Consider the following 16,580-nt stretch of genomic DNA (forward strand, 5'->3'; position numbering starts at 1 on the left):
ATGCGTACCGACTGGACCCGCGCGGAGATCGCGCAGCTTTTCGATCTGCCCTTCACCGAGCTTCTGTTTCGTGCTGCCGAAACGCACCGGGCGAACCACGCGGCGGGTGAGGTGCAACTCTGCACGTTGCTGTCGATCAAGACCGGCGGCTGCCCCGAGGATTGCGGCTATTGCTCGCAATCGGCGCACGCAAAGTCCGGGCTCAGGGCCGAGAAGCTGATGGACGTCGATGCGGTACTCGCAGCGGCGGCCGAGGCCAAGGCGGCGGGATCGCAGCGTTTCTGCATGGGCGCTGCCTGGCGGAGCCCAAAGGATCGCGACATGGCTGCGGTCTGCTCGATGGTGGCCGGGGTGAAGGCCATGGGGCTCGAGACCTGTATGACGTTGGGCATGCTGACCGGCGAACAGGCGCGGGCGCTGAGCAACGCCGGGCTCGATTATTACAATCACAACATCGACACGTCGCCCGAACATTACGGCGAGATCATCTCGACCCGTAGTTTCGGTGAGCGGCTAGATACGCTGGAGGAAGTGCGGAAGGCGGGAATCAGCGTATGCTGCGGAGGTATCGTCGGCATGGGCGAACGGCGTGAGGATCGCGTCGGCTTCCTCCATTCGCTGGCGACGCTGCCGAGGCATCCTGAGAGTGTCCCGATCAATGCGCTCGTACCGGTCAAGGGGACGGTACTTGGCGACATGTATGCGGGCGAGCGGCTGATCGACGACATCGAGTTCGTGCGCACCGTGGCGGTGGCGCGGATCACCATGCCGCGTTCGATGGTGCGTCTGTCCGCGGGTCGCGAGAGCATGAGCGAGGCGACGCAGGCGCTGTGCTTCTTCGCGGGCGCGAACAGCATCTTTACGGGCGACAAATTGCTCACGACGAGCAACGCCGGCGAGGATCGCGATGCCGCGTTGCTGACGAAGCTCGGGCTTACGCCGATGCAGGGCGAGGAGCCCATGCGTGTTCTGGAGGCTGCCGAATGATGCAATCATTGCTCATCGCCAATCGCGGTGAGATCGCTTGCCGGATCATGCGGACCGCGCAGCGGCTGGGCATTCGCACCATCGCCGTTTTTTCGGACGCCGATGCAACGGCGCTGCACGTGCGAACGGCCGATGAGGCAGTGCATATCGGTCCGAGCCCTGCGCGCGAGAGCTATCTCGTTGGCGAGCGGATCATTGCCGCCGCGAAGGAAACGGGCGCTGAAGCCATTCACCCCGGTTACGGCTTCCTCAGCGAGAATGCCGATTTCGCGCAGGCGGTCATCGATGCCGGGCTGATCTGGGTCGGGCCGAAGCCTGCCAGCATTCGCGCCATGGGCCTTAAGGATGCGGCCAAGCGGCTGATGTCCGAGGCAGGTGTCCCGGTTACTCCAGGCTATCTCGGCGATGACCAGTCGCTGGCGCGCTTGCAGGCAGAGGCCGACGGCATCGGTTACCCGATTCTCATCAAGGCAGTGGCCGGGGGCGGCGGCAAGGGGATGAGGCTCGTGGAGCGAGCGGAGGACTTTGCCGATGCACTTGCCAGCTGCCAGCGGGAAGCGGAGTCGAGCTTCGGCAATGCCGTCGTCCTGCTCGAACGGTACATCCGCTCCCCGCGGCATATCGAAGTGCAGGTGTTCGGCGACAGTCACGGCGACGTCGTGCACCTGTTCGAACGCGACTGTTCGCTGCAGCGCCGGCACCAGAAGGTGATCGAGGAAGCGCCGGCCCCTGGCATGGACGAGGCGACGCGCGAGGCGGTCTGCTCGTCCGCTGTTCGGGCGGCGAAAGCCGTCGATTACGAGGGCGCGGGCACCATTGAGTTCATCGCCGATGCGAGCGAGGGACTTCGCGCCGACCGCATCTGGTTCATGGAGATGAACACCCGCCTACAGGTCGAGCACCCGGTGACCGAAGAAATTACCGGGCAGGATCTTGTAGAGTGGCAGCTCAGGGTCGCCGCGGGCGAACGACTGCCGCGCCAGCAGGACGAACTTTCGATCCATGGGCATGCGATCGAGGCGCGGCTCTATGCCGAAGACCCCGCGAGCGGGTTCCTGCCGTCGACGGGCTTACTCGAGCATTTCGATCTCGGGGATGAGGGCCGCATCGAGACCGGGGTCGAAGAGGGCGATGAAATCTCGCCTTTCTACGATCCGATGATTGCCAAGCTTGTTGCGCACGGGGACAGCCGGGACGAAGCCGTTGGCGCGCTGGCGACGATCCTCGATGAGGTCGAGGTCTGGCCAGTACGGACGAACGCGGCTTTCCTCTTCAATTGCCTGCTCGATGACGAGTTTGGCGAGGGCGATGTCGATACGGGTTTCATCGCTCGCAAGTCCGACACACTCGTTCCGCCGTCGCTGGCCGATGACGCCTTGTGGCAAGCCGCCGCTGCGATTGCACTTGCCGATGAAGAGGGCGAGGCAAATCCCCTCAGCGGGTTCCGGCTCAATGCGCCACCGTCGCCCTCGGTCACCCTCAGCCATGGCCAGGAACGACGGCGGGTCACGCTGTCGGACGACAGCGATCTTGGCCCTGTGTCGGGTTTTCGGGACGACAAGCGCGTGGTCGTCTTCTTCGAAGGCCAGGCCTACGAATTCAGCTTCGCCGCACGTGGCAAGGTCGGTGGTGCACTCAGCGATGGTTCGCTCGTGGCGCCGATGCCGGGCAAGGTCACGAGCGTCGACGTGGCCGCCGGGGACCAGGTCGCGAAGGGACAGCGCCTCCTCACGCTCGAGGCGATGAAGATGGAGCATGCCATCGTTGCGCCCTTCGACGGTGTCGTCGGCGAACTGAATGTCGCCGCCGGAAGCCAGGTGCAGGTCGAAGCCGTGCTTGCGAGGGTGGACGCGGCTGCGGCCTAACGCCGACTTGATCCGACTGGTTCGGAGGCTCTAGCGGCGATGACTAAATTAATGGTGCCCCGGATGCAGGGCACGGCAGGGAGGTTAAGCAGATGCAGATCAATGGTGTCGCCGCGGTTGTGACGGGTGGTGCGTCGGGGCTGGGTGAAGCGACGGCGCGCGCGCTGGCGGAGAAGGGGGCCCGCGTCGCCATCTTCGACCGCAATGAAGAGCAGGGCCAGAAGGTCGCGAGCGAGATCGGCGGCATTTTCTGCGAATGCGACGTGACGAGCGATGACGCGGTCGCTGCGGCCTTCGCCAAGGCCCGGGAAGCGCAGGGGCAGGAGCGCGTGCTCATCAATTGCGCCGGTGTCGCGAATGCCGTGAAGACCGTGGGTCGGGACCGCGAAACAAAGGAAGTGAAAAAGTATCCGCTGCACCAGTTTGAATTGGTGATTGGGATCAACCTCATCGGCACGTTCCGCTGCATTGCGCATTCGGCGGCCGGAATGGTGGATGCGGAGCCGCTCGAAGACGGCGAGAAGGGCGTCATCATCAACACCGCGTCGGTCGCCGCCGAGGACGGGCAGATCGGTCAGGCCGCTTATTCGGCCTCGAAGGGCGGTGTCCTTGCGATGACGCTCCCGATCGCCCGCGACCTGATGAACGAGGGCGTTCGCGTCAACACGATCCTGCCGGGCGTCTTCAAGACCCCGATGGTCGCGATGATGCCGCAAAATGTTCAGGATGCGCTGGCTGCCCAGGTCCCATTTCCCAAGCGCCTCGGCCAGCCGGCGGAATATGCCAAGCTTGCAGTCTTCATGGTCGAGAGCGGCTATCTAAACGCAGAGCATGTCCGGCTCGACGGCGGCATCCGCATGGCTCCGAAGTAAGGTGGATCTGCGGTTTCTTCTCGAACAGCTTGTTCCTGCCTGCTGGGAGGCGGGGGAAGCCATTCGAGAAGTCCGCAGGAGGGGCTTTGTCCATCAATTGAAGGGGGATCAGTCTCCAGTCACCGAAGCCGATCATGCGGCCGAGGCCATTTTGCTGCGCGCATTGTCGGAAGCCGCGCCCACCATTCCGGTCGTGGCGGAGGAAGAAGTTGCGGCCGGGCGCTGCCCGGACGTCGGCGACTTTTTCTTCCTCGTCGATCCGCTTGATGGGACGAAAGAATTTGTCCGCGGCGGCGACGATTATACGGTGAATATCGGCCTCGTATCGCGGGAAGCACCGCTGCTTGGGCTGGTGCTTGCGCCCGAGCAGGGGCGCCTTTTCGGTGGCATCTGCGAAGAAGGGGCCTTCGTCGAGGAGCGAGGCGCGCGCCGCTCCATTGCCGTTTACGAGCGTCGTCACGAACCGATGCGCGTGGTCGCGTCGAAGTCGCATTATAATCCCGAGACGCAAGCCTATCTCGATGCGCATGCCGCTGGCGCCGAGCTCGTCTCGGTCGGATCGAGCCTGAAGTTCTGCGTCGTGGCCGAAGGTCGGGCGGACTTTTACCCTCGCCTGTCGCCGACCTGTGAATGGGATACGGCAGCAGGCCATGCAGTGCTGGTGGCAGCAGGTGGAAGGGTCGATGGGCCCGATGGGAGGCCCCTTGCCTATGGAAAGAGTGGTTTTCTCAATCCGGGCTTCACCGCCACCAGTGGATGGGCAGCACCTTCGGTCGGTGTGTATCTGCGCGACTAGTTTTCACTGCCAGAGGCGGTGATTGCCGGTGTCGTCATCATTGTCCGAGGCCCTGACCTGCGCCCTGATCACGGTCATCACATCGACTTCCGCCTGGATGCAATCGAGCCGGGTAAGCAGGCCGCGAACTTCGCCGCCGATGAGCGGGTCGCGCGACAAGTGACGGGCCAGTAGGACCGTTCGCTCCAGCGCGTGCTGGAGCGTGGCCAGGGCCTCCTGGCGGTCGTCCGACTGGCTTCGAAATTCCTTCATGCAGGCTCCGCGGTGTCTCGACATGCACCTTGGCTTCTGAATGCTTTCCGGCGCCCTTGCGCTCCCTCGAAGGCGGAGCAATTTTTTCGGCGACAATCCCAATGCGAAGAGTGTAGGCTTGTCACGCTCGGTTGACGGTTTCCCTAGGGGTGGCTTCATGTCCCGAGCTTCTGCGCAACTATCCTACGACCAGGCCCCGGTACTTCCGCCCGTCCTCGTGATTGGCGACACGCCGGCTGCCCGGGAGCGCGCCCGGCAGACGGTGGACTGCAGCGACCATCATTCGTCCGCGATCCTTACGCTGAAGGAAGCCGCCGAGGACGTCGGACATGCGATTTCGCTCTCGGCAATCTGGGTGGAGTTTCAGGAAGCGCCCGATGCACAGGGACGGGGGCTACTCGAACGGATCGGCGTTGAAGCCGCGCGCCGCCAAGCGGGCGTGGTCGTATCTACGAAGCTTGATCATCTCGACGAGGTCCTACTCTGGCTCGGGGGAGCCGACGCCGAGGTCCTGGTCGATGCGGACGAGGCCGAGCGTTTTGGTGCCCTTTCGGTAGCGGGCAGCCGCTTCGGTTCGGGACTGCGTGAGGGCGCGACGGAGGCCAGCAGTGCCAAGCTTCGGCAATTGAGCGAGGAAGTCAGCCGCATCGCAGCGACGTTGTCGCGACTGAGCAGCTCGACCAACCAGCCGCCCTTGTCGCCCGCGACCATGGCGCCGCCGAGGGCGGACGTTCCGACCGTATCGGCGGAAGCCTTGCGCGGCATGATCAGGGCGCGGCGGCTTCGGTCGAATTTCCTGCCGGCCGATCTCTTCGCCGACCCGGCATGGGACATGCTGCTCGATCTTCTTCAGGCGGAAATCGTGCAGCATCGCGTGCCTGTCTCGAGCCTCTGCATTGCGGCTGCGGTGCCGGCGACGACCGCGCTACGATGGATAAAGTCGATGACCGAGCGGGGGCTGCTGGTCCGACGCGACGACCCGCATGACGGCCGACGCGTGTTCATCGAGATGGCGCCGGCGACGAGCGCGTCGCTCCGGCATTATTTCGCGGACGTCGGGATGGCCGCAATCTGAGAGGGCTTGCCAGTGGGCGGTCTTGGCTCCATCGGGCGTCCGGGGGCGCTTAGCTCAGCTGGTAGAGCGGCTCGTTTACACCGAGTAGGTCGGCGGTTCGAACCCGTCAGCGCCCACCATCCCTCCGTCTAGCCCAGTGGGCGCACCAGTTTCGTTGGCAAGGCCAGATAGGGCGGATCGTTGATGACGATCTGCCGCGTGCCGCTGCCATGTGGCAGGAGATGGAGTTTGCCGCCATCCCGGGCGAGCAGCCGCCCGAAGACGAACCGGCCGGCCGGCCGGGGCACCACGATGTCGCGGTTGATCGCCCTGCCGAAATCTTCCGGACCGAGGCGGTCGCACCAGATTTCGTCACCGAGGCGGTAATCGCCAAGGCTTCCCGTGACCGTGAGGGCGACCTGCCCGGGGGCAGGCCGGGGCGGAAGGACGACTTGGGCTTTCTTCGGAGCAACGGCATTGTCACTGCCGATCTGCGCAAGGACCTCGAGCTGTTCTCTGGCCGGATGATCAACCAGATCGGTTGGCGCTACACCTAAGGCATCGGCAATCCGGTTTAGCCAGCCGACCGAAACGGTTCGCATTCCGGTCTCAAGCCGTCCGATTGTCTGCGGCGTCGTCGGAGGATCGCAGCGCTTGGCGACGTCATCGAGCGTCATGCGCTTGGCTTTTCGAACTTCTCGAATTCGCGTGATCATCTAGCCCTCCTAACCGATGCGGTTTTATTTCTGTCCTACAAGTGCATCGATATGGCAAGTCCCTGACGTCCAAAATCTTATTGGAGACAAGCTTTGCCCAAGCGAAAGTCGAGAAAGGCCACGGTCAACAAGGAGCAAAAGGGAGCGAGGCGGAGTGTCACTGTGAATGATGTGGAGTCGCCGCTCGGCTGGCTGCATCGGCACGGGCATCTTGATGTCCGGCAGTTCGATGCGGGCGAGAAGCTCAGGGAGGATTGGGAGCAGGCGTGCCTGTCGCCGCATGTCACGATGCGCTGGGATCCGGCTCCGGTCGGTGGAAGGCGTAACCATTCGTCAGGCCTCACGATGAGTGAGCAGCAAGTGCGGGCGAAGCAGAGATTCGATGGGGCAGTGGATATGTGCGGACCGGGAATGTCCGACATTCTCTGGCGGATCGTCTGCGCTGGCGAGGGTATGCGCGACGCCGAGACGGCGTTGGGTTGGCCAGCGCGTGCGGGCAAGCTGGTCCTTAGGATGGCGCTCGACCGGGTGGCCGATTATTATCGTCTGCCAGACGGAAAGTAGGGAGCGCGTCGAAACGCGCCCCCTCTTTGCTCACACGTTGGTCGAGGACTGGTCGCTCTGCTGCGAACGTTCCTGATCAACACCGTTACGGTTCGACGACATGCTTTCGCTGTCCTGTGCGCCCTGACCGTCGGGAGCGAACTCCTGGTCAGGCTGTGCGCCGGCAGCGGTCATGCCTTCATTGGCTGTGTTGCCCATGTCTTCAGCGGAGGCGCTGAAGAGGCCACTGCCGCTCTCGTCTGGAGCGTTGCCCGAGGCGCCCTGCGGCGAGGCGTCGGACTGCTGGTCGCGGACATTAACTTCGCCGCTGTTGCCATAAGCTGCCTGGCCGGTGGCAAAGCCGTCGCTGCCGATTTGCTGATCCTGGCCGGTCGGCTGCTTCCGCTGGTCATCGATCGGTTGCTGAGAAGTCTGACCTGTCTGCTGCCCATCGTCCTGCTGGCCGGGCGTGCGTTCGTTGGCGTTCATACTCTTACTCCTCCATGGCCCCGATACTCAGGTCAACAAAGCCCGGGAGTGAGCGGTCGTTCCGTACGGGTCTTTGGCGGGGCTCGAGCAGGCAAAAGAAAAGGGCCGCCCGATCTTCTCGGGCAGCCCAATTCTTTTCCTGAAGCGGAGGCTATCAGGCCTGTTCGGCAGGGCTCTCTTCTTCAGTTACCTCGGCGGTCGCGCCGGGCTCGGCATTCGGATCGTAATCCTCGGTGAACCCACCGGTATCACGCTCGAACATCTGCGCCATGACGTCCACGCCCTGCGCCTGCAGGTCGGCTTCCTCGGGCGAACGAGCGACGTTCACCTTGATGGTGACGGCGACTTCGGCATGCAGCACGATGCGGACGTCGTGAAGCCCGATAGCCTTGATCGGACGATCGAGGACGACCTGGCTCTTAGCGACCTTGGCGCCGTCAGCTTCGAGCGCCTCGACGATGTCGCGGGCCGAAACCGAGCCATAGAGCTGACCGGTGTTCGAAGCCTGACGGATCAGCTGAACCGTCTTGCCGTCGATGCCGGTGGCCGACTCCTGAGCCGCGGTGCGACGCTCGGCATTGTCCGACTCGATCTTTGCACGGTTGGCTTCGAACAGCTTCCGGTTCGCTTCGTTGGCACGAAGCGCCTTCTTGTTCGGAAGCAGATAGTTGCGCGCGAAACCGTTCTTAACGGTGACGACGTCGCCGATGGCGCCGAGCTTCTCGACGCGCTCAAGCAGGATGACTTCCATCTCAGAGGCTCCTTACTTGACCACGTAGGGGAGCAGGCCGATGTGGCGGGCGCGCTTGATCGCCTTGGCCAGCTCGCGCTGCTTCTTGGTGCTCACCGCGGTGATGCGGCTCGGAACGATCTTGCCACGCTCGGACACGAAGCCCTGCAGCAGACGAACGTCCTTGTAATCGATGCGGGGGGCATCCTTGCCCGAGAAGGGGCAGGACTTGCGGCGGCGGAAGAATGCACGGGCCATGAGTTACGCTCCCATCTCTTCGCGATTGCCACGCTCCGGGCGATCCGAACGGCTGCCGCGGTCGCGCTCCTGGCGGCGCATCATGGCCGACGGGCCCTTCTCGTGGGCGTCGACGCGGATCGTCATGAAACGGATCACGTCTTCGTTGATGCCGGTCTGACGCTCGAGCTCGGCGACGGCCGCAGCGGGCGCGTCGATGTCGAGCATCACGTAGTGAGCCTTGCGGTTCTTCGCGATGCGATAGGCGAGGCCGCGCAGGCCCCAAGTTTCCGCCTTCACGACGGAGCCACCGTTTTCGGTGATGATGTTGGTCGCAGTCTCGGCGAGAGCGTCGACCTGGGCTTGCGCCAGATCCTGCCTCGCGAGAAAGACATGCTCATAGAGCGGCATGATTTCTCTCATTGTTGGCCGATCGCTGGCGCCCGCCCCATGCGGACGCCCCTCCGGCTGTCTTCTTATCGATTGCCCGCTCCCGGCTGACCGGTCGACGGACGCGGCGCATTCGCACAACTGGCCCGAAAACACAACCTCACCCTGTCGAGTTAAGAAAGTCCGTTCCAAATACAAACCAATAAGGCACAAACCAATTGACATCGTAACGCTTATCTGGCACAAGTATCAACACTGGGGTGATTCGGTGACGACGCCCTGGGGTTAGCAAAGGATGAGCGATGCGGTGGTTCGGGCGAAAGTCGGCGGACCTTCCGTCGCTGTTCCTGTCTTATCCTGGGTCTGACGAGCGGGTGCTGTTCCCGGCATCTTACCAATCGCGATTGCGGGAGGTCTTCTTTCGCAATCCCGTGGGGCAGCGCGCCGTCCGGCTTGTCGCAGGTGCCGTCGGCTCCCTGAAAATCTATGCGCTCGAAGGTGATGAGAGATCAGCGGCGCTGCTCGCAAGGCCACGACTTCTCGAGCAAGTCGCAGCCTCGCTGCTTCTTCACGGCAACAGCTATCTTCAGATCATCGAGGCGCTCGGAGCGCCGGCAGAGCTATTTGCCCTGCAGGCGGACCGGGTGACGGTCGAGGCCGACGAGCGGGGCTGGCCAAAGGCCTATGTCTACAAGCCGGGCCGGAAGCCGGTGCGGATTGGGCGGACCGACCTGCTCGAACGCCAGCAGATCATCCACGTGAAAGCGCTGAACCCGGCGCACGAGCAATATGGCCAGGGATGCCTCGAGGCGGCGGTGGCGGCCGCCGCGATCCACAACAAGGCGAGCTGCTGGAACAAGGCGCTCCTCGACAATGCCGCCCGGCCGTCGGGTGCGCTGAGCTATGAGCCCGCCGATGGTGCTGCCTTGAGCGCGGCACAGTTTGCGAGATTGCGCGAAGAGATCGACCGCCAGTTCAGCGGTAGCGACAATGCCGGTCGACCGATGCTGCTCGAAGGCGGGCTCAAGTGGCAGTCGCTGGGTCTGACTCCGACGGACATGGACTTCGTCAAGGTCAAGGAGGCGGCCGCGCGGGACATCGCGCTCGCTTTCGGTGTCCCGCCGGTGCTTCTCGGGCTGCCCGGTGACACGGCCTATGCCAATCTCCGGGAAGCCGGGCGAGCCTTGTATCGGCAGACCATCATTCCGCTGGCCGAGCGAATTGTAAGCGAGGTGTCCACGGCCCTGTCCGACTGGGTGGGCCCCCTCCGGCTCGCGGTCGATACGGATGCGATCAGCGAATTGTCCGAGGATCGCGAACGACTCTGGTCGATGATTGCGTCCGCAGAGTTCATCAGTGCTGACGAGAAACGCGAGATGCTGGGCTTCGCACCTTTGTCGGCGCCGCGTTCGTGAACCGGCCGGCAGCCGACGAACTTCTCGCGCAACTTCTCGTCACGGCCAGCGGCCAGCAGGTCGACTATGTGCTTCTCCAAGCCGTGATCGAAGAGGCGAGTGAAGCGGGAGCCTGCAGGGCCCTGGCGTCGCTCGGCCTAGAGGACGCACGGGCACGACGCGACATGGATGAGCTGCGCGAGTTGCTCGGCACCTGGCGGGACGTGAAGAAGTCGGCCTGGCAGACGGCAGCCCGATGGGTGGTCCGCGTCCTCCTCGCGCTTCTCATGGTCAGCATCGCCTACCGATTGAACCTTCGCGACCTCCTGGAAGGTTGAGATCATGCCTGCTGAACGTGGGCCGCAGGGACTGCGGTTCGCTGGCTACGCATCGGTGTTCGATCGCGTGGACCGGGGCGGGGACATCGTCCGTCGCGGCGCTTTCGCTCGAACGCTGAAGCGCGAGCGAAGCATTCCGCTGCTCTGGCAGCATCAAGGATCACGGGTCGTGGGTGTCATCGAGCACCTCGCCGAGGATCATCGTGGTCTGCAGGTGATCGGTCGCCTGAATGACGACGATTTCGGACGGATGCTCGGGCGAGAGCTGAAGCGCGGATCGTTGAAAGGATTGAGTTTCGGGTACCGGGTCGAGGCGTCGAAAGCCGGCCCGAAGGGGCGAGAGCTCAATCAGGTCGATCTGCTCGAGGTGAGCATTGTGCGTCGGCCGATGCAGCCCCTGGCTCAGGTCCACCAAGTCGCGGCGTGAGCGCCGAAAGACAGTCTCAAATCACACTGGAGAATATGAATGGAAGTCAAAGCGGATTCCCTGGAAGAGTCGTTTGCGTCCTTTCCGCAGGCGGAAGTGGCGGAACTGCGCGCCGAACTCGACACCATCAAGTCGAAGCTTCGGCAGAATATTGTCGTCAATGCCCGTCCCGATATTGGCGACGAACACAAGAGTGTCGGCGACAGCGGATTTCATGCGTTCCTGCGGTCAGGTGAGCCGGTGCTGGAAGGCAAGTCGGCCGACAATGCGACTTCGGCCTCCGGCGGTTTCGCAATCCCGCGCGAGATCGACGAGGTCATCGACCGGACGCTGGTCGCCATTTCGCCGATCCGACGCATCTCGAATGTCGTCAAGGTCGGCAGCTCCAACTACCGCAAGCTGATTACCAACGGCGGTACTCCGTCGGGCTGGGTCGGCTTCGAGGCTCTCCGCCCGGAGACGGCGACGCCGAGCTTTACCGAAATCGTCCCTGCATCGGGCGAACTCTACGCTAACCCCGCGGCCTCGCAGCACATGCTCGATGACGGCATGTTTGATGTCGAGGCCTGGCTGGCCAATGAGATCGCGACGGAGTTTGCCCGGGCCGAGGGCCTCGCCTTCGTCAAGGGCACCGGTACCAATCAGCCGCTGGGCTTCCTGTCCTCGCCGAACGCCACGACGGCAGATTCTGCTCGCCCGATCGGAACGCTTCAGACCATCGGCACCGGTGTCCTCGGCGGCTTCCCGGCGACCAATCCGCAGGACAAGCTGGTCGATCTCGTTCAGTCGCTGCGGCAGCCGTACCGGCAGGGCGCCGTCTTCGTGATGAATTCGGCGACGGCCGCCACGGTTCGCAAGATGAAGACGACCGACGGTGCCTTCATCTGGCAGCCGGGGATGATTGCCGGCCAGCCGGCGACCCTGCTCGGCTATCCGGTCATCGAGGCCGAGGACATGCCGGACGTGGCTGGCAACAGCCTCTCAATCGCTTTCGGCAACTTCAAGGCCGGCTACATCATCACCGAGCGGGCCGAGACCAGCATCCTGCGCGATCCCTATTCGAAGAAGCCCTACGTCTATTTCTACGCGACGAAGCGGGTGGGGGGACAGGTCGTGAACTCGGAAGCGATCAAGCTTCTCAAGTTCGCCTGACGACTTCTGTCCCCGACTTCTGACCTTACCCCAAGAGGCTCCTGACCATGCCGCAGCTTTTCACTCCCAAGTTTGTCGACATGGTCAGGGTGACCTCTAACACGCAGGGAACGGGTGCCCTGGTCTGCGGCAATGCCGTCCAGGGCTTCTCCAGCTTCGCTGACACGGTCGCGGTCGGGGACAATTTCTATTATTCGGTACAGGGGCAGGACAAGCCGCAGGAGCGGGAAGTCGGCCGCGGCACCTTGCTGGCAAACGGCAACATCAGCCGCCAGCCCTTGCGTGGCTCCCTCACCAACTTCAGTTCCGGCACGAAGACCATCTCCCTGGTCGCGGCGGCAGAGTGGTTCGGCGCTGTTCAGGACATCGCCGTCGGTGCCGACAGCATTGGCAATGCAAGCAGTCGAGCGGCGCTTGCGGCGCTGTCCGGGAGCGCCGGCATGCAGCGTATGCTCCTCGAGACTGGGCGCGAGGGGGTGTTTGTTTTTACCCCGGGTGACAGGGCCGCGCTGGTTTCGGCGGATCCCATGCAAGCCATGGTCATTCCTCCGGCGTCGACGCCCAGCGGGTCGGCAGGTGTCTGGATGCGGCAATTCACGGCGCCCATCAACGTGCGCTGGTTCGGTGCGGTTGGCGATGGGACATCTAACGACGGCCCAGCGTTCGTGGCGGCGCTTGCCTACGCGAAATCGGTCGCTCAGGGCGGCTTTGGATACGGGGTCGGCGCCCCGCGGGTATTCGTGCCCAAAGGGCACTATTACCTCGGTTCGAACACCCTCGACATCTCCGACTTCTCTGTCGTGCTGGAAGGCGAGGGGATCGGCATCGCGGCAGGCGCTGCGAGCGTCCTGCGCTGGGCAGCGAACACGACCGGCATCAGGACGCAGACGGAACGCACCACTGGTGGTTCGGCAAGTCGCGAGCGAACCTATGTTGGTGGCAAGAGCCTTTTTCGCGGCCTTTTCCTCCGCGGCGGCTATGTGCACGGGAGCACCCCGGAAGCCGAGGCTTATGGCTTCCACCTGCGCGAGACGGCTGCCATCGAGGATTGCTACGTTTCGCAATTCCAGGGCGATGGCCTCCGCATCGTCGCCGATGTCGGCACCGACGGCGGCAATGCCAATTGCTCGGCCGTGACGCGGACGACGATCGAAGCGTGCCGCAACGGCATTTACCTGCAGGGCGGCGACTCAAATGCGTGCAGCTTCATTCACGTAAACACTTACGGGAACCGCCAGTGGGGCGTGCTCGATTGTTCGTTCCTGGGAAATAGCTTCTTCGGATTGCATTCCGCAACCAACGGGACAGCTATCGACAGTCTCGGCGCGAGCGTCATCGTTCCCAACCGCGCTCGCCACAATGGCAAGCTATATTCGGTTCGCTTCGGTCAGGAGGCCTGGTGCTCGGTCAATGCGCCATCCGGGACGACCGCGGACAATCAGGGCTGGTATTACATTCGGGCGCTAGCCGCCGAGGAGCCGCCCAACAACATTCGCAACTGGGTATCAGGAACGACCTATCGTTCGGGCGGCAGTTACGCAGCGACCAACCTGAACAGCCGTACTCTCTTCACCGGCTGCTATTCCGAGGGCGATCAGGGTCCAAATCAGCTCTACGGTCGCGCCGTTCTCATTCACGGCCTTCATGAGGAGAATGGTACGAAAGGGACGGGCTGCTTCGTCTATGGTTCGTACGACGGTCTTCATGTCGCCAACAATTCGCTGACGGCCGAATCCGGGTTCGTCCTGCGCGGCCCAGGCGGGGCGATCGGTCAGATCGGCGACGATGCAGATGCCGGCGCCGTCATCGACTGGCGGACGGCAAGCGGTGGCGGTGCCGCGGGCATGCGCATGCGCTGGAACGGAACGCAGGTCGGCTTCTTCGGCTACGACAGCAATGTCCTCTATTACCAAAGTGCGCTGTGGCACTGGTTCTCGGTGGGCGGGGCGCGAACGCTGCAGATCGATAGCGCCGGCCTGAGCCTCGATACCGGGAAGGTCGTGAAGATTGATGGATTGCAGGTCGTCGGCGCTCGAAACACCGGTTGGACTGCTGCCACCGGAACCGGGAGCAAAGGCGCTTTCGCGGCAACGGCGGCAGGCACTGCCTCGGCCGCATACGCGCAAGGCGAATTGCAAGGGGCGCTGAACCGCATCGCAGCGCTCGAGGCGCGGGTCGTCAGCTATGACGGGGCACTCAGGGGCCACGGCCTCATCAACTGATTGTCTTCCACACACGAGCAGGAGGAGCGAGCCTTGAGCATTGCTTCATCCGCGCTGTCGGCCGCGCCCGTAGCGCAGGCGACCGCCGGTTCTGATCAAAACACAAAGACACCCCCGAAGCGCACCATCACGGCCCTGTCCGACGCGCTCGTCATCCCCGAGGCTCGCTAAGGAAAATGGCATGACCCTTGTCCTGAAGGACCCTTCCAGCTCGCTCGACTATGCCGTCGACTGGGGTGCTCGATACCTTGATGACGACGGTCTGGCCGAGTCGAACTGGAGCGTCGTTCCTGTCGAACCCGGCGGCGTGACGATCGACGGCGCGCGCTTCGACGCGGCAATCTCGACGGTGCAGATCAGCGGTGGGCAGCCGGGAAAGCTCTATCGTCTTCTCAACCAGGTAGCGACGAATTCCGGGCGTGAGGACAGCCGTTCGATCCTCGTCCGCGTGGAGGTCCGCTGATGTTGCGTCAGGACAAGCCAATGCTCTGCGTGGGTCTCGATGAAATCCAGGCTTACGTGCGTGTCGAGACGGGGGAGGAGGAGGCGCTCATCGCCGGTCTTCTTCGAAGCGCTACGGAAATCTGTGAGGCCTTCATCAACCAGGCGCTGATGCTTCGAGCGTTCAGTGTCGACCTTACGCCACGGGGTGAGTGGAGCTTGGTGCCGGTGCAGCCAATCCGTGAAGTTTCGGGAATATATGTTGGCGAGAGCCCGACCTTGGTGCCCGCCTCGACCTACCGCGTAGATATCGATCACGATGGACGTGCGTTCGTTGCCGGCTTGAGTGGAGTAGGCACTTTTCGCGTGGAAGGCGTCGCTGGCCACGGGGAGAGCCCCAATGACATTCCGGAGCCCCTCCGGCAGGGCATTTTGCGACTTGCAGCCTCCTTCTATGCCAATCGAGACGATCCTCGCGGCGACATTCCAAATGGGGTTACGGCCTTATGGCGGCCGTATCGCCGCGCAGGACTTTGCCGGTGACGGAGTTCGCCGGCCAGCTCAGGACGCGGGTCGAACTATGGCGGCCGCTTGAGCCGCAGTTCGCCACCGGCGCGACCGGTGAGGAATGGCGCCTGGTCGATACTTGCCTCGCCAAGGTGGAAGCGGATGGAACTGCGTCGCTTTCTGAGGCCATGGCGTATAGCGCCATGCCGAAATGGCGCCTGACCGTGCGCCCGCATCTTCCCTTTGCGGTCGACATGCAGATCCGTTGGCAGGGAAGGCGGCTCGTGATCCGTCAACTCCTCGAAGATCCTGGGCTACGCGATCGGTTGGTCCTGCGTTGTGAGGAGCTCCGCTGATGGCTCTTGCGGCAGAGATGCAGAAGGCGGTCGCTGATCGGTTCACCAACATAGCTGGCCTGAGCGGAGTGTTTGGCGACGTCCCGGCCCGGGCTCCATATCCCTACCTCGTCGTGAACTGCGCAGAGGAGAAGGACTGCAGCTGCAAGGCGCACGCCGGGCGCGACCTGTTCATCGAGATTGCTCTTTGGGACGATCAGCCTCAGCGGCTGCTCACGATCGAGGGGGAGATCGAGCAGCTTGGCTTTGCGGCACCCATGATCGAGGGATGGATGGCCACGAGCTGGCAGCTTGCAAGCAGAAAGCGGCAACGAAATGCCGCTGGTCCCTGGGCGAGCATCATTTCGATGCGGGTGCGATTTTTCGAGACTGCGGCAGGAGGCGCGTGATGGGCAGTTTCACCAGCCCGTCGCTGGCGGACATCCGTATTGCCGGCCCGGACACCAACGGGGATCTTTTGCCGATAAACGGAACGCGCGTGACGACGTGGTCACTGTCGCGGGCAGGAGTTGAAGCCACGACGATCGATGATGGTGCGTGGCGCCGGCTGCTGTCTGGTGCGGGCGTAGGGTCGCTCGAACTCAGCGCATCGGGCCCGTGTCTCGCCCCGACCGTCGACGCGATCCTCGTAGACCTCGCAACCAGTGGCAAGACATTCGTCGGCGAGTGCGATCTCAACAGTGAACGAACGGCAAGAGGCGAGTTCGTCGTGCTCGAACTGCAAGTCAGCAGCGAGCCGGGCGAGGAGGCTGCTTTCGTCGTCAGGCTAGGCAGCGCGGGGCCTATCTCTTTCATCTAAATGCTCATGTGAG

At 63.3% G+C, this 16,580-nt stretch carries 22 protein-coding genes and 1 tRNA gene; 17 read left to right on the forward strand and 6 right to left on the reverse strand.

The window, feature by feature from the left end; translation table 11 throughout:
- The 4 genes from bioB to cysQ all read left to right on the forward strand — a co-directional run bounded on the left by bioB (position 1) and on the right by cysQ (position 4,520).
- On the forward strand, positions 1 to 987 hold the full coding sequence (bioB, locus tag AC4GYU_RS06955) for a biotin synthase BioB (RefSeq protein WP_491086165.1): 987 nt from the start codon (positions 1 to 3) through the stop codon (positions 985 to 987).
- Positions 984 to 2,852, forward strand: coding sequence for an acetyl/propionyl/methylcrotonyl-CoA carboxylase subunit alpha (locus AC4GYU_RS06960; RefSeq protein ID WP_491086894.1), 1,869 nt, complete (start codon positions 984 to 986; stop codon positions 2,850 to 2,852). The genes bioB and AC4GYU_RS06960 overlap by 4 nt, the downstream gene beginning before the upstream one ends.
- Positions 2,853 to 2,944: 92 nt before the next feature.
- Positions 2,945 to 3,724, forward strand: a complete 780-nt coding sequence (locus tag AC4GYU_RS06965) for an SDR family oxidoreductase (protein ID WP_491086166.1) — start codon at positions 2,945 to 2,947, stop codon at positions 3,722 to 3,724.
- Positions 3,684 to 4,520: a 3'(2'),5'-bisphosphate nucleotidase CysQ gene (cysQ, locus tag AC4GYU_RS06970; RefSeq protein ID WP_491086167.1), complete on the forward strand. Its 837-nt coding sequence runs from the start codon at positions 3,684 to 3,686 to the stop codon at positions 4,518 to 4,520. The genes AC4GYU_RS06965 and cysQ overlap by 41 nt, the downstream gene beginning before the upstream one ends.
- 3 nt (positions 4,521 to 4,523) lie before the next feature.
- On the opposite strand, the gene AC4GYU_RS06975 is transcribed toward cysQ, so the two are convergent.
- Complete coding sequence (locus AC4GYU_RS06975; RefSeq protein WP_491086168.1) at positions 4,524 to 4,772, reverse strand: hypothetical protein; 249 nt, start codon at positions 4,770 to 4,772, stop codon at positions 4,524 to 4,526.
- Positions 4,773 to 4,929: 157 nt separating this feature from the next.
- Here AC4GYU_RS06975 and AC4GYU_RS06980 point away from each other — a divergent pair, with 157 nt between their 5' ends.
- On the forward strand, positions 4,930 to 5,847 hold the full coding sequence (locus AC4GYU_RS06980; RefSeq protein ID WP_491086169.1) for a hypothetical protein: 918 nt from the start codon (positions 4,930 to 4,932) through the stop codon (positions 5,845 to 5,847).
- A 43-nt stretch (positions 5,848 to 5,890) separates the two neighbouring features.
- Positions 5,891 to 5,966: transfer RNA gene (locus AC4GYU_RS06985), tRNA-Val, on the forward strand.
- A gap of 9 nt (positions 5,967 to 5,975) precedes the next feature.
- Here AC4GYU_RS06985 and AC4GYU_RS06990 read toward each other — a convergent pair.
- Positions 5,976 to 6,542, reverse strand: a complete 567-nt coding sequence (locus tag AC4GYU_RS06990; protein WP_491086170.1) for a helix-turn-helix domain-containing protein — start codon at positions 6,540 to 6,542, stop codon at positions 5,976 to 5,978.
- Between the two features lie 162 nt (positions 6,543 to 6,704).
- On the opposite strand from AC4GYU_RS06990, the gene AC4GYU_RS06995 reads away from it, so the two are divergent.
- Positions 6,705 to 7,106, forward strand: a complete 402-nt coding sequence (locus tag AC4GYU_RS06995) for a DUF6456 domain-containing protein (protein WP_491086171.1) — start codon at positions 6,705 to 6,707, stop codon at positions 7,104 to 7,106.
- Positions 7,107 to 7,136: 30 nt separating this feature from the next.
- Here AC4GYU_RS06995 and AC4GYU_RS07000 read toward each other — a convergent pair whose 3' ends face one another.
- The 4 genes from AC4GYU_RS07000 to rpsF all read right to left on the reverse strand — a co-directional run bounded on the left by AC4GYU_RS07000 (position 7,137) and on the right by rpsF (position 8,952).
- A complete protein-coding gene (locus AC4GYU_RS07000) occupies positions 7,137 to 7,574 on the reverse strand; it encodes a hypothetical protein (protein ID WP_491086172.1) in 438 nt (145 codons plus the stop codon).
- A 154-nt stretch (positions 7,575 to 7,728) separates the two neighbouring features.
- Positions 7,729 to 8,325: a 50S ribosomal protein L9 gene (gene rplI / locus AC4GYU_RS07005; RefSeq protein WP_491086173.1), complete on the reverse strand. Its 597-nt coding sequence runs from the start codon at positions 8,323 to 8,325 to the stop codon at positions 7,729 to 7,731.
- 12 nt (positions 8,326 to 8,337) lie between these two features.
- Positions 8,338 to 8,562 (reverse strand): 30S ribosomal protein S18, encoded by a 225-nt coding sequence (gene rpsR, locus AC4GYU_RS07010; protein ID WP_264883537.1) that lies wholly within the window; start codon positions 8,560 to 8,562, stop codon positions 8,338 to 8,340.
- Positions 8,563 to 8,565: 3 nt separating this feature from the next.
- Positions 8,566 to 8,952: a 30S ribosomal protein S6 gene (gene rpsF / locus AC4GYU_RS07015; protein ID WP_491086174.1), complete on the reverse strand. Its 387-nt coding sequence runs from the start codon at positions 8,950 to 8,952 to the stop codon at positions 8,566 to 8,568.
- Between the two features lie 410 nt (positions 8,953 to 9,362).
- On the opposite strand from rpsF, the gene AC4GYU_RS07020 reads away from it, so the two are divergent.
- The 10 genes from AC4GYU_RS07020 (at position 9,363) to AC4GYU_RS07065 (ending at position 16,567) form a co-directional block, all read left to right on the forward strand.
- Positions 9,363 to 10,346 (forward strand): phage portal protein, encoded by a 984-nt coding sequence (locus tag AC4GYU_RS07020; protein WP_491086175.1) that lies wholly within the window; start codon positions 9,363 to 9,365, stop codon positions 10,344 to 10,346.
- Positions 10,343 to 10,663: a DUF6127 family protein gene (locus AC4GYU_RS07025; RefSeq protein ID WP_491086176.1), complete on the forward strand. Its 321-nt coding sequence runs from the start codon at positions 10,343 to 10,345 to the stop codon at positions 10,661 to 10,663. The genes AC4GYU_RS07020 and AC4GYU_RS07025 overlap by 4 nt, the downstream gene beginning before the upstream one ends.
- Before the next feature lie 4 nt (positions 10,664 to 10,667).
- Positions 10,668 to 11,090, forward strand: a complete 423-nt coding sequence (locus tag AC4GYU_RS07030) for an HK97 family phage prohead protease (protein ID WP_491086177.1) — start codon at positions 10,668 to 10,670, stop codon at positions 11,088 to 11,090.
- Between the two features lie 39 nt (positions 11,091 to 11,129).
- Positions 11,130 to 12,242 carry a phage major capsid protein gene (locus AC4GYU_RS07035; RefSeq protein ID WP_491086178.1) on the forward strand — a complete coding sequence of 371 codons (1,113 nt, stop codon included), beginning with the start codon at positions 11,130 to 11,132 and terminating at the stop codon, positions 12,240 to 12,242.
- Between the two features lie 47 nt (positions 12,243 to 12,289).
- On the forward strand, positions 12,290 to 14,464 hold the full coding sequence (locus AC4GYU_RS07040; protein ID WP_491086179.1) for a pectate lyase family protein: 2,175 nt from the start codon (positions 12,290 to 12,292) through the stop codon (positions 14,462 to 14,464).
- 181 nt (positions 14,465 to 14,645) lie between these two features.
- Positions 14,646 to 14,927 carry a phage fiber-tail adaptor protein gene (locus AC4GYU_RS07045; protein WP_491086180.1) on the forward strand — a complete coding sequence of 94 codons (282 nt, stop codon included), beginning with the start codon at positions 14,646 to 14,648 and terminating at the stop codon, positions 14,925 to 14,927.
- Positions 14,927 to 15,448 carry a head-tail connector protein gene (locus tag AC4GYU_RS07050; RefSeq protein ID WP_491086181.1) on the forward strand — a complete coding sequence of 174 codons (522 nt, stop codon included), beginning with the start codon at positions 14,927 to 14,929 and terminating at the stop codon, positions 15,446 to 15,448. The genes AC4GYU_RS07045 and AC4GYU_RS07050 overlap by 1 nt, the downstream gene beginning before the upstream one ends.
- Positions 15,445 to 15,768: a phage head completion protein gene (locus tag AC4GYU_RS07055; RefSeq protein ID WP_491086182.1), complete on the forward strand. Its 324-nt coding sequence runs from the start codon at positions 15,445 to 15,447 to the stop codon at positions 15,766 to 15,768. Before AC4GYU_RS07050 ends, AC4GYU_RS07055 begins: the two co-directional genes overlap by 4 nt.
- Positions 15,768 to 16,157: a hypothetical protein gene (locus AC4GYU_RS07060; protein ID WP_491086183.1), complete on the forward strand. Its 390-nt coding sequence runs from the start codon at positions 15,768 to 15,770 to the stop codon at positions 16,155 to 16,157. The genes AC4GYU_RS07055 and AC4GYU_RS07060 overlap by 1 nt, the downstream gene beginning before the upstream one ends.
- Positions 16,157 to 16,567, forward strand: a complete 411-nt coding sequence (locus AC4GYU_RS07065; protein WP_491086184.1) for a phage tail tube protein — start codon at positions 16,157 to 16,159, stop codon at positions 16,565 to 16,567. The genes AC4GYU_RS07060 and AC4GYU_RS07065 overlap by 1 nt, the downstream gene beginning before the upstream one ends.
- The last annotated feature ends 13 nt before the right edge of the window (positions 16,568 to 16,580 follow it).

Source organism: Sphingomonas sp. SP2 (genome assembly GCF_058313385.1).

Excerpts from the sequence above, each read along its gene's own strand:
- cysQ (WP_491086167.1), top strand. The coding sequence starts at position 3,684 with ATGTCCGGCTCGACGGCGGCATCCGCATGGCTCCGAAGTAAGGTGGAT.
- AC4GYU_RS07065 (WP_491086184.1), top strand. The coding sequence starts at position 16,157 with ATGGGCAGTTTCACCAGCCCGTCGCTGGCGGACATCCGTATTGCCGGC.
- AC4GYU_RS06975 (WP_491086168.1), bottom strand. The coding sequence starts at position 4,772 with ATGAAGGAATTTCGAAGCCAGTCGGACGACCGCCAGGAGGCCCTGGCC.
- AC4GYU_RS06980 (WP_491086169.1), top strand. The coding sequence starts at position 4,930 with ATGTCCCGAGCTTCTGCGCAACTATCCTACGACCAGGCCCCGGTACTT.
- AC4GYU_RS07040 (WP_491086179.1), top strand. The coding sequence starts at position 12,290 with ATGCCGCAGCTTTTCACTCCCAAGTTTGTCGACATGGTCAGGGTGACC.
- AC4GYU_RS06965 (WP_491086166.1), top strand. The coding sequence starts at position 2,945 with ATGCAGATCAATGGTGTCGCCGCGGTTGTGACGGGTGGTGCGTCGGGG.
- AC4GYU_RS07000 (WP_491086172.1), bottom strand. The coding sequence starts at position 7,574 with ATGAACGCCAACGAACGCACGCCCGGCCAGCAGGACGATGGGCAGCAG.
- AC4GYU_RS06990 (WP_491086170.1), bottom strand. The coding sequence starts at position 6,542 with ATGATCACGCGAATTCGAGAAGTTCGAAAAGCCAAGCGCATGACGCTC.
- AC4GYU_RS07030 (WP_491086177.1), top strand. The coding sequence starts at position 10,668 with ATGCCTGCTGAACGTGGGCCGCAGGGACTGCGGTTCGCTGGCTACGCA.
- rpsF (WP_491086174.1), bottom strand. The coding sequence starts at position 8,952 with ATGCCGCTCTATGAGCATGTCTTTCTCGCGAGGCAGGATCTGGCGCAA.
- AC4GYU_RS07035 (WP_491086178.1), top strand. The coding sequence starts at position 11,130 with ATGGAAGTCAAAGCGGATTCCCTGGAAGAGTCGTTTGCGTCCTTTCCG.
- AC4GYU_RS07050 (WP_491086181.1), top strand. The coding sequence starts at position 14,927 with ATGTTGCGTCAGGACAAGCCAATGCTCTGCGTGGGTCTCGATGAAATC.
- bioB (WP_491086165.1), top strand. The coding sequence starts at position 1 with ATGCGTACCGACTGGACCCGCGCGGAGATCGCGCAGCTTTTCGATCTG.
- rplI (WP_491086173.1), bottom strand. The coding sequence starts at position 8,325 with ATGGAAGTCATCCTGCTTGAGCGCGTCGAGAAGCTCGGCGCCATCGGC.
- AC4GYU_RS07060 (WP_491086183.1), top strand. The coding sequence starts at position 15,768 with ATGGCTCTTGCGGCAGAGATGCAGAAGGCGGTCGCTGATCGGTTCACC.
- AC4GYU_RS07045 (WP_491086180.1), top strand. The coding sequence starts at position 14,646 with ATGACCCTTGTCCTGAAGGACCCTTCCAGCTCGCTCGACTATGCCGTC.
- AC4GYU_RS06960 (WP_491086894.1), top strand. The coding sequence starts at position 984 with ATGATGCAATCATTGCTCATCGCCAATCGCGGTGAGATCGCTTGCCGG.
- rpsR (WP_264883537.1), bottom strand. The coding sequence starts at position 8,562 with ATGGCCCGTGCATTCTTCCGCCGCCGCAAGTCCTGCCCCTTCTCGGGC.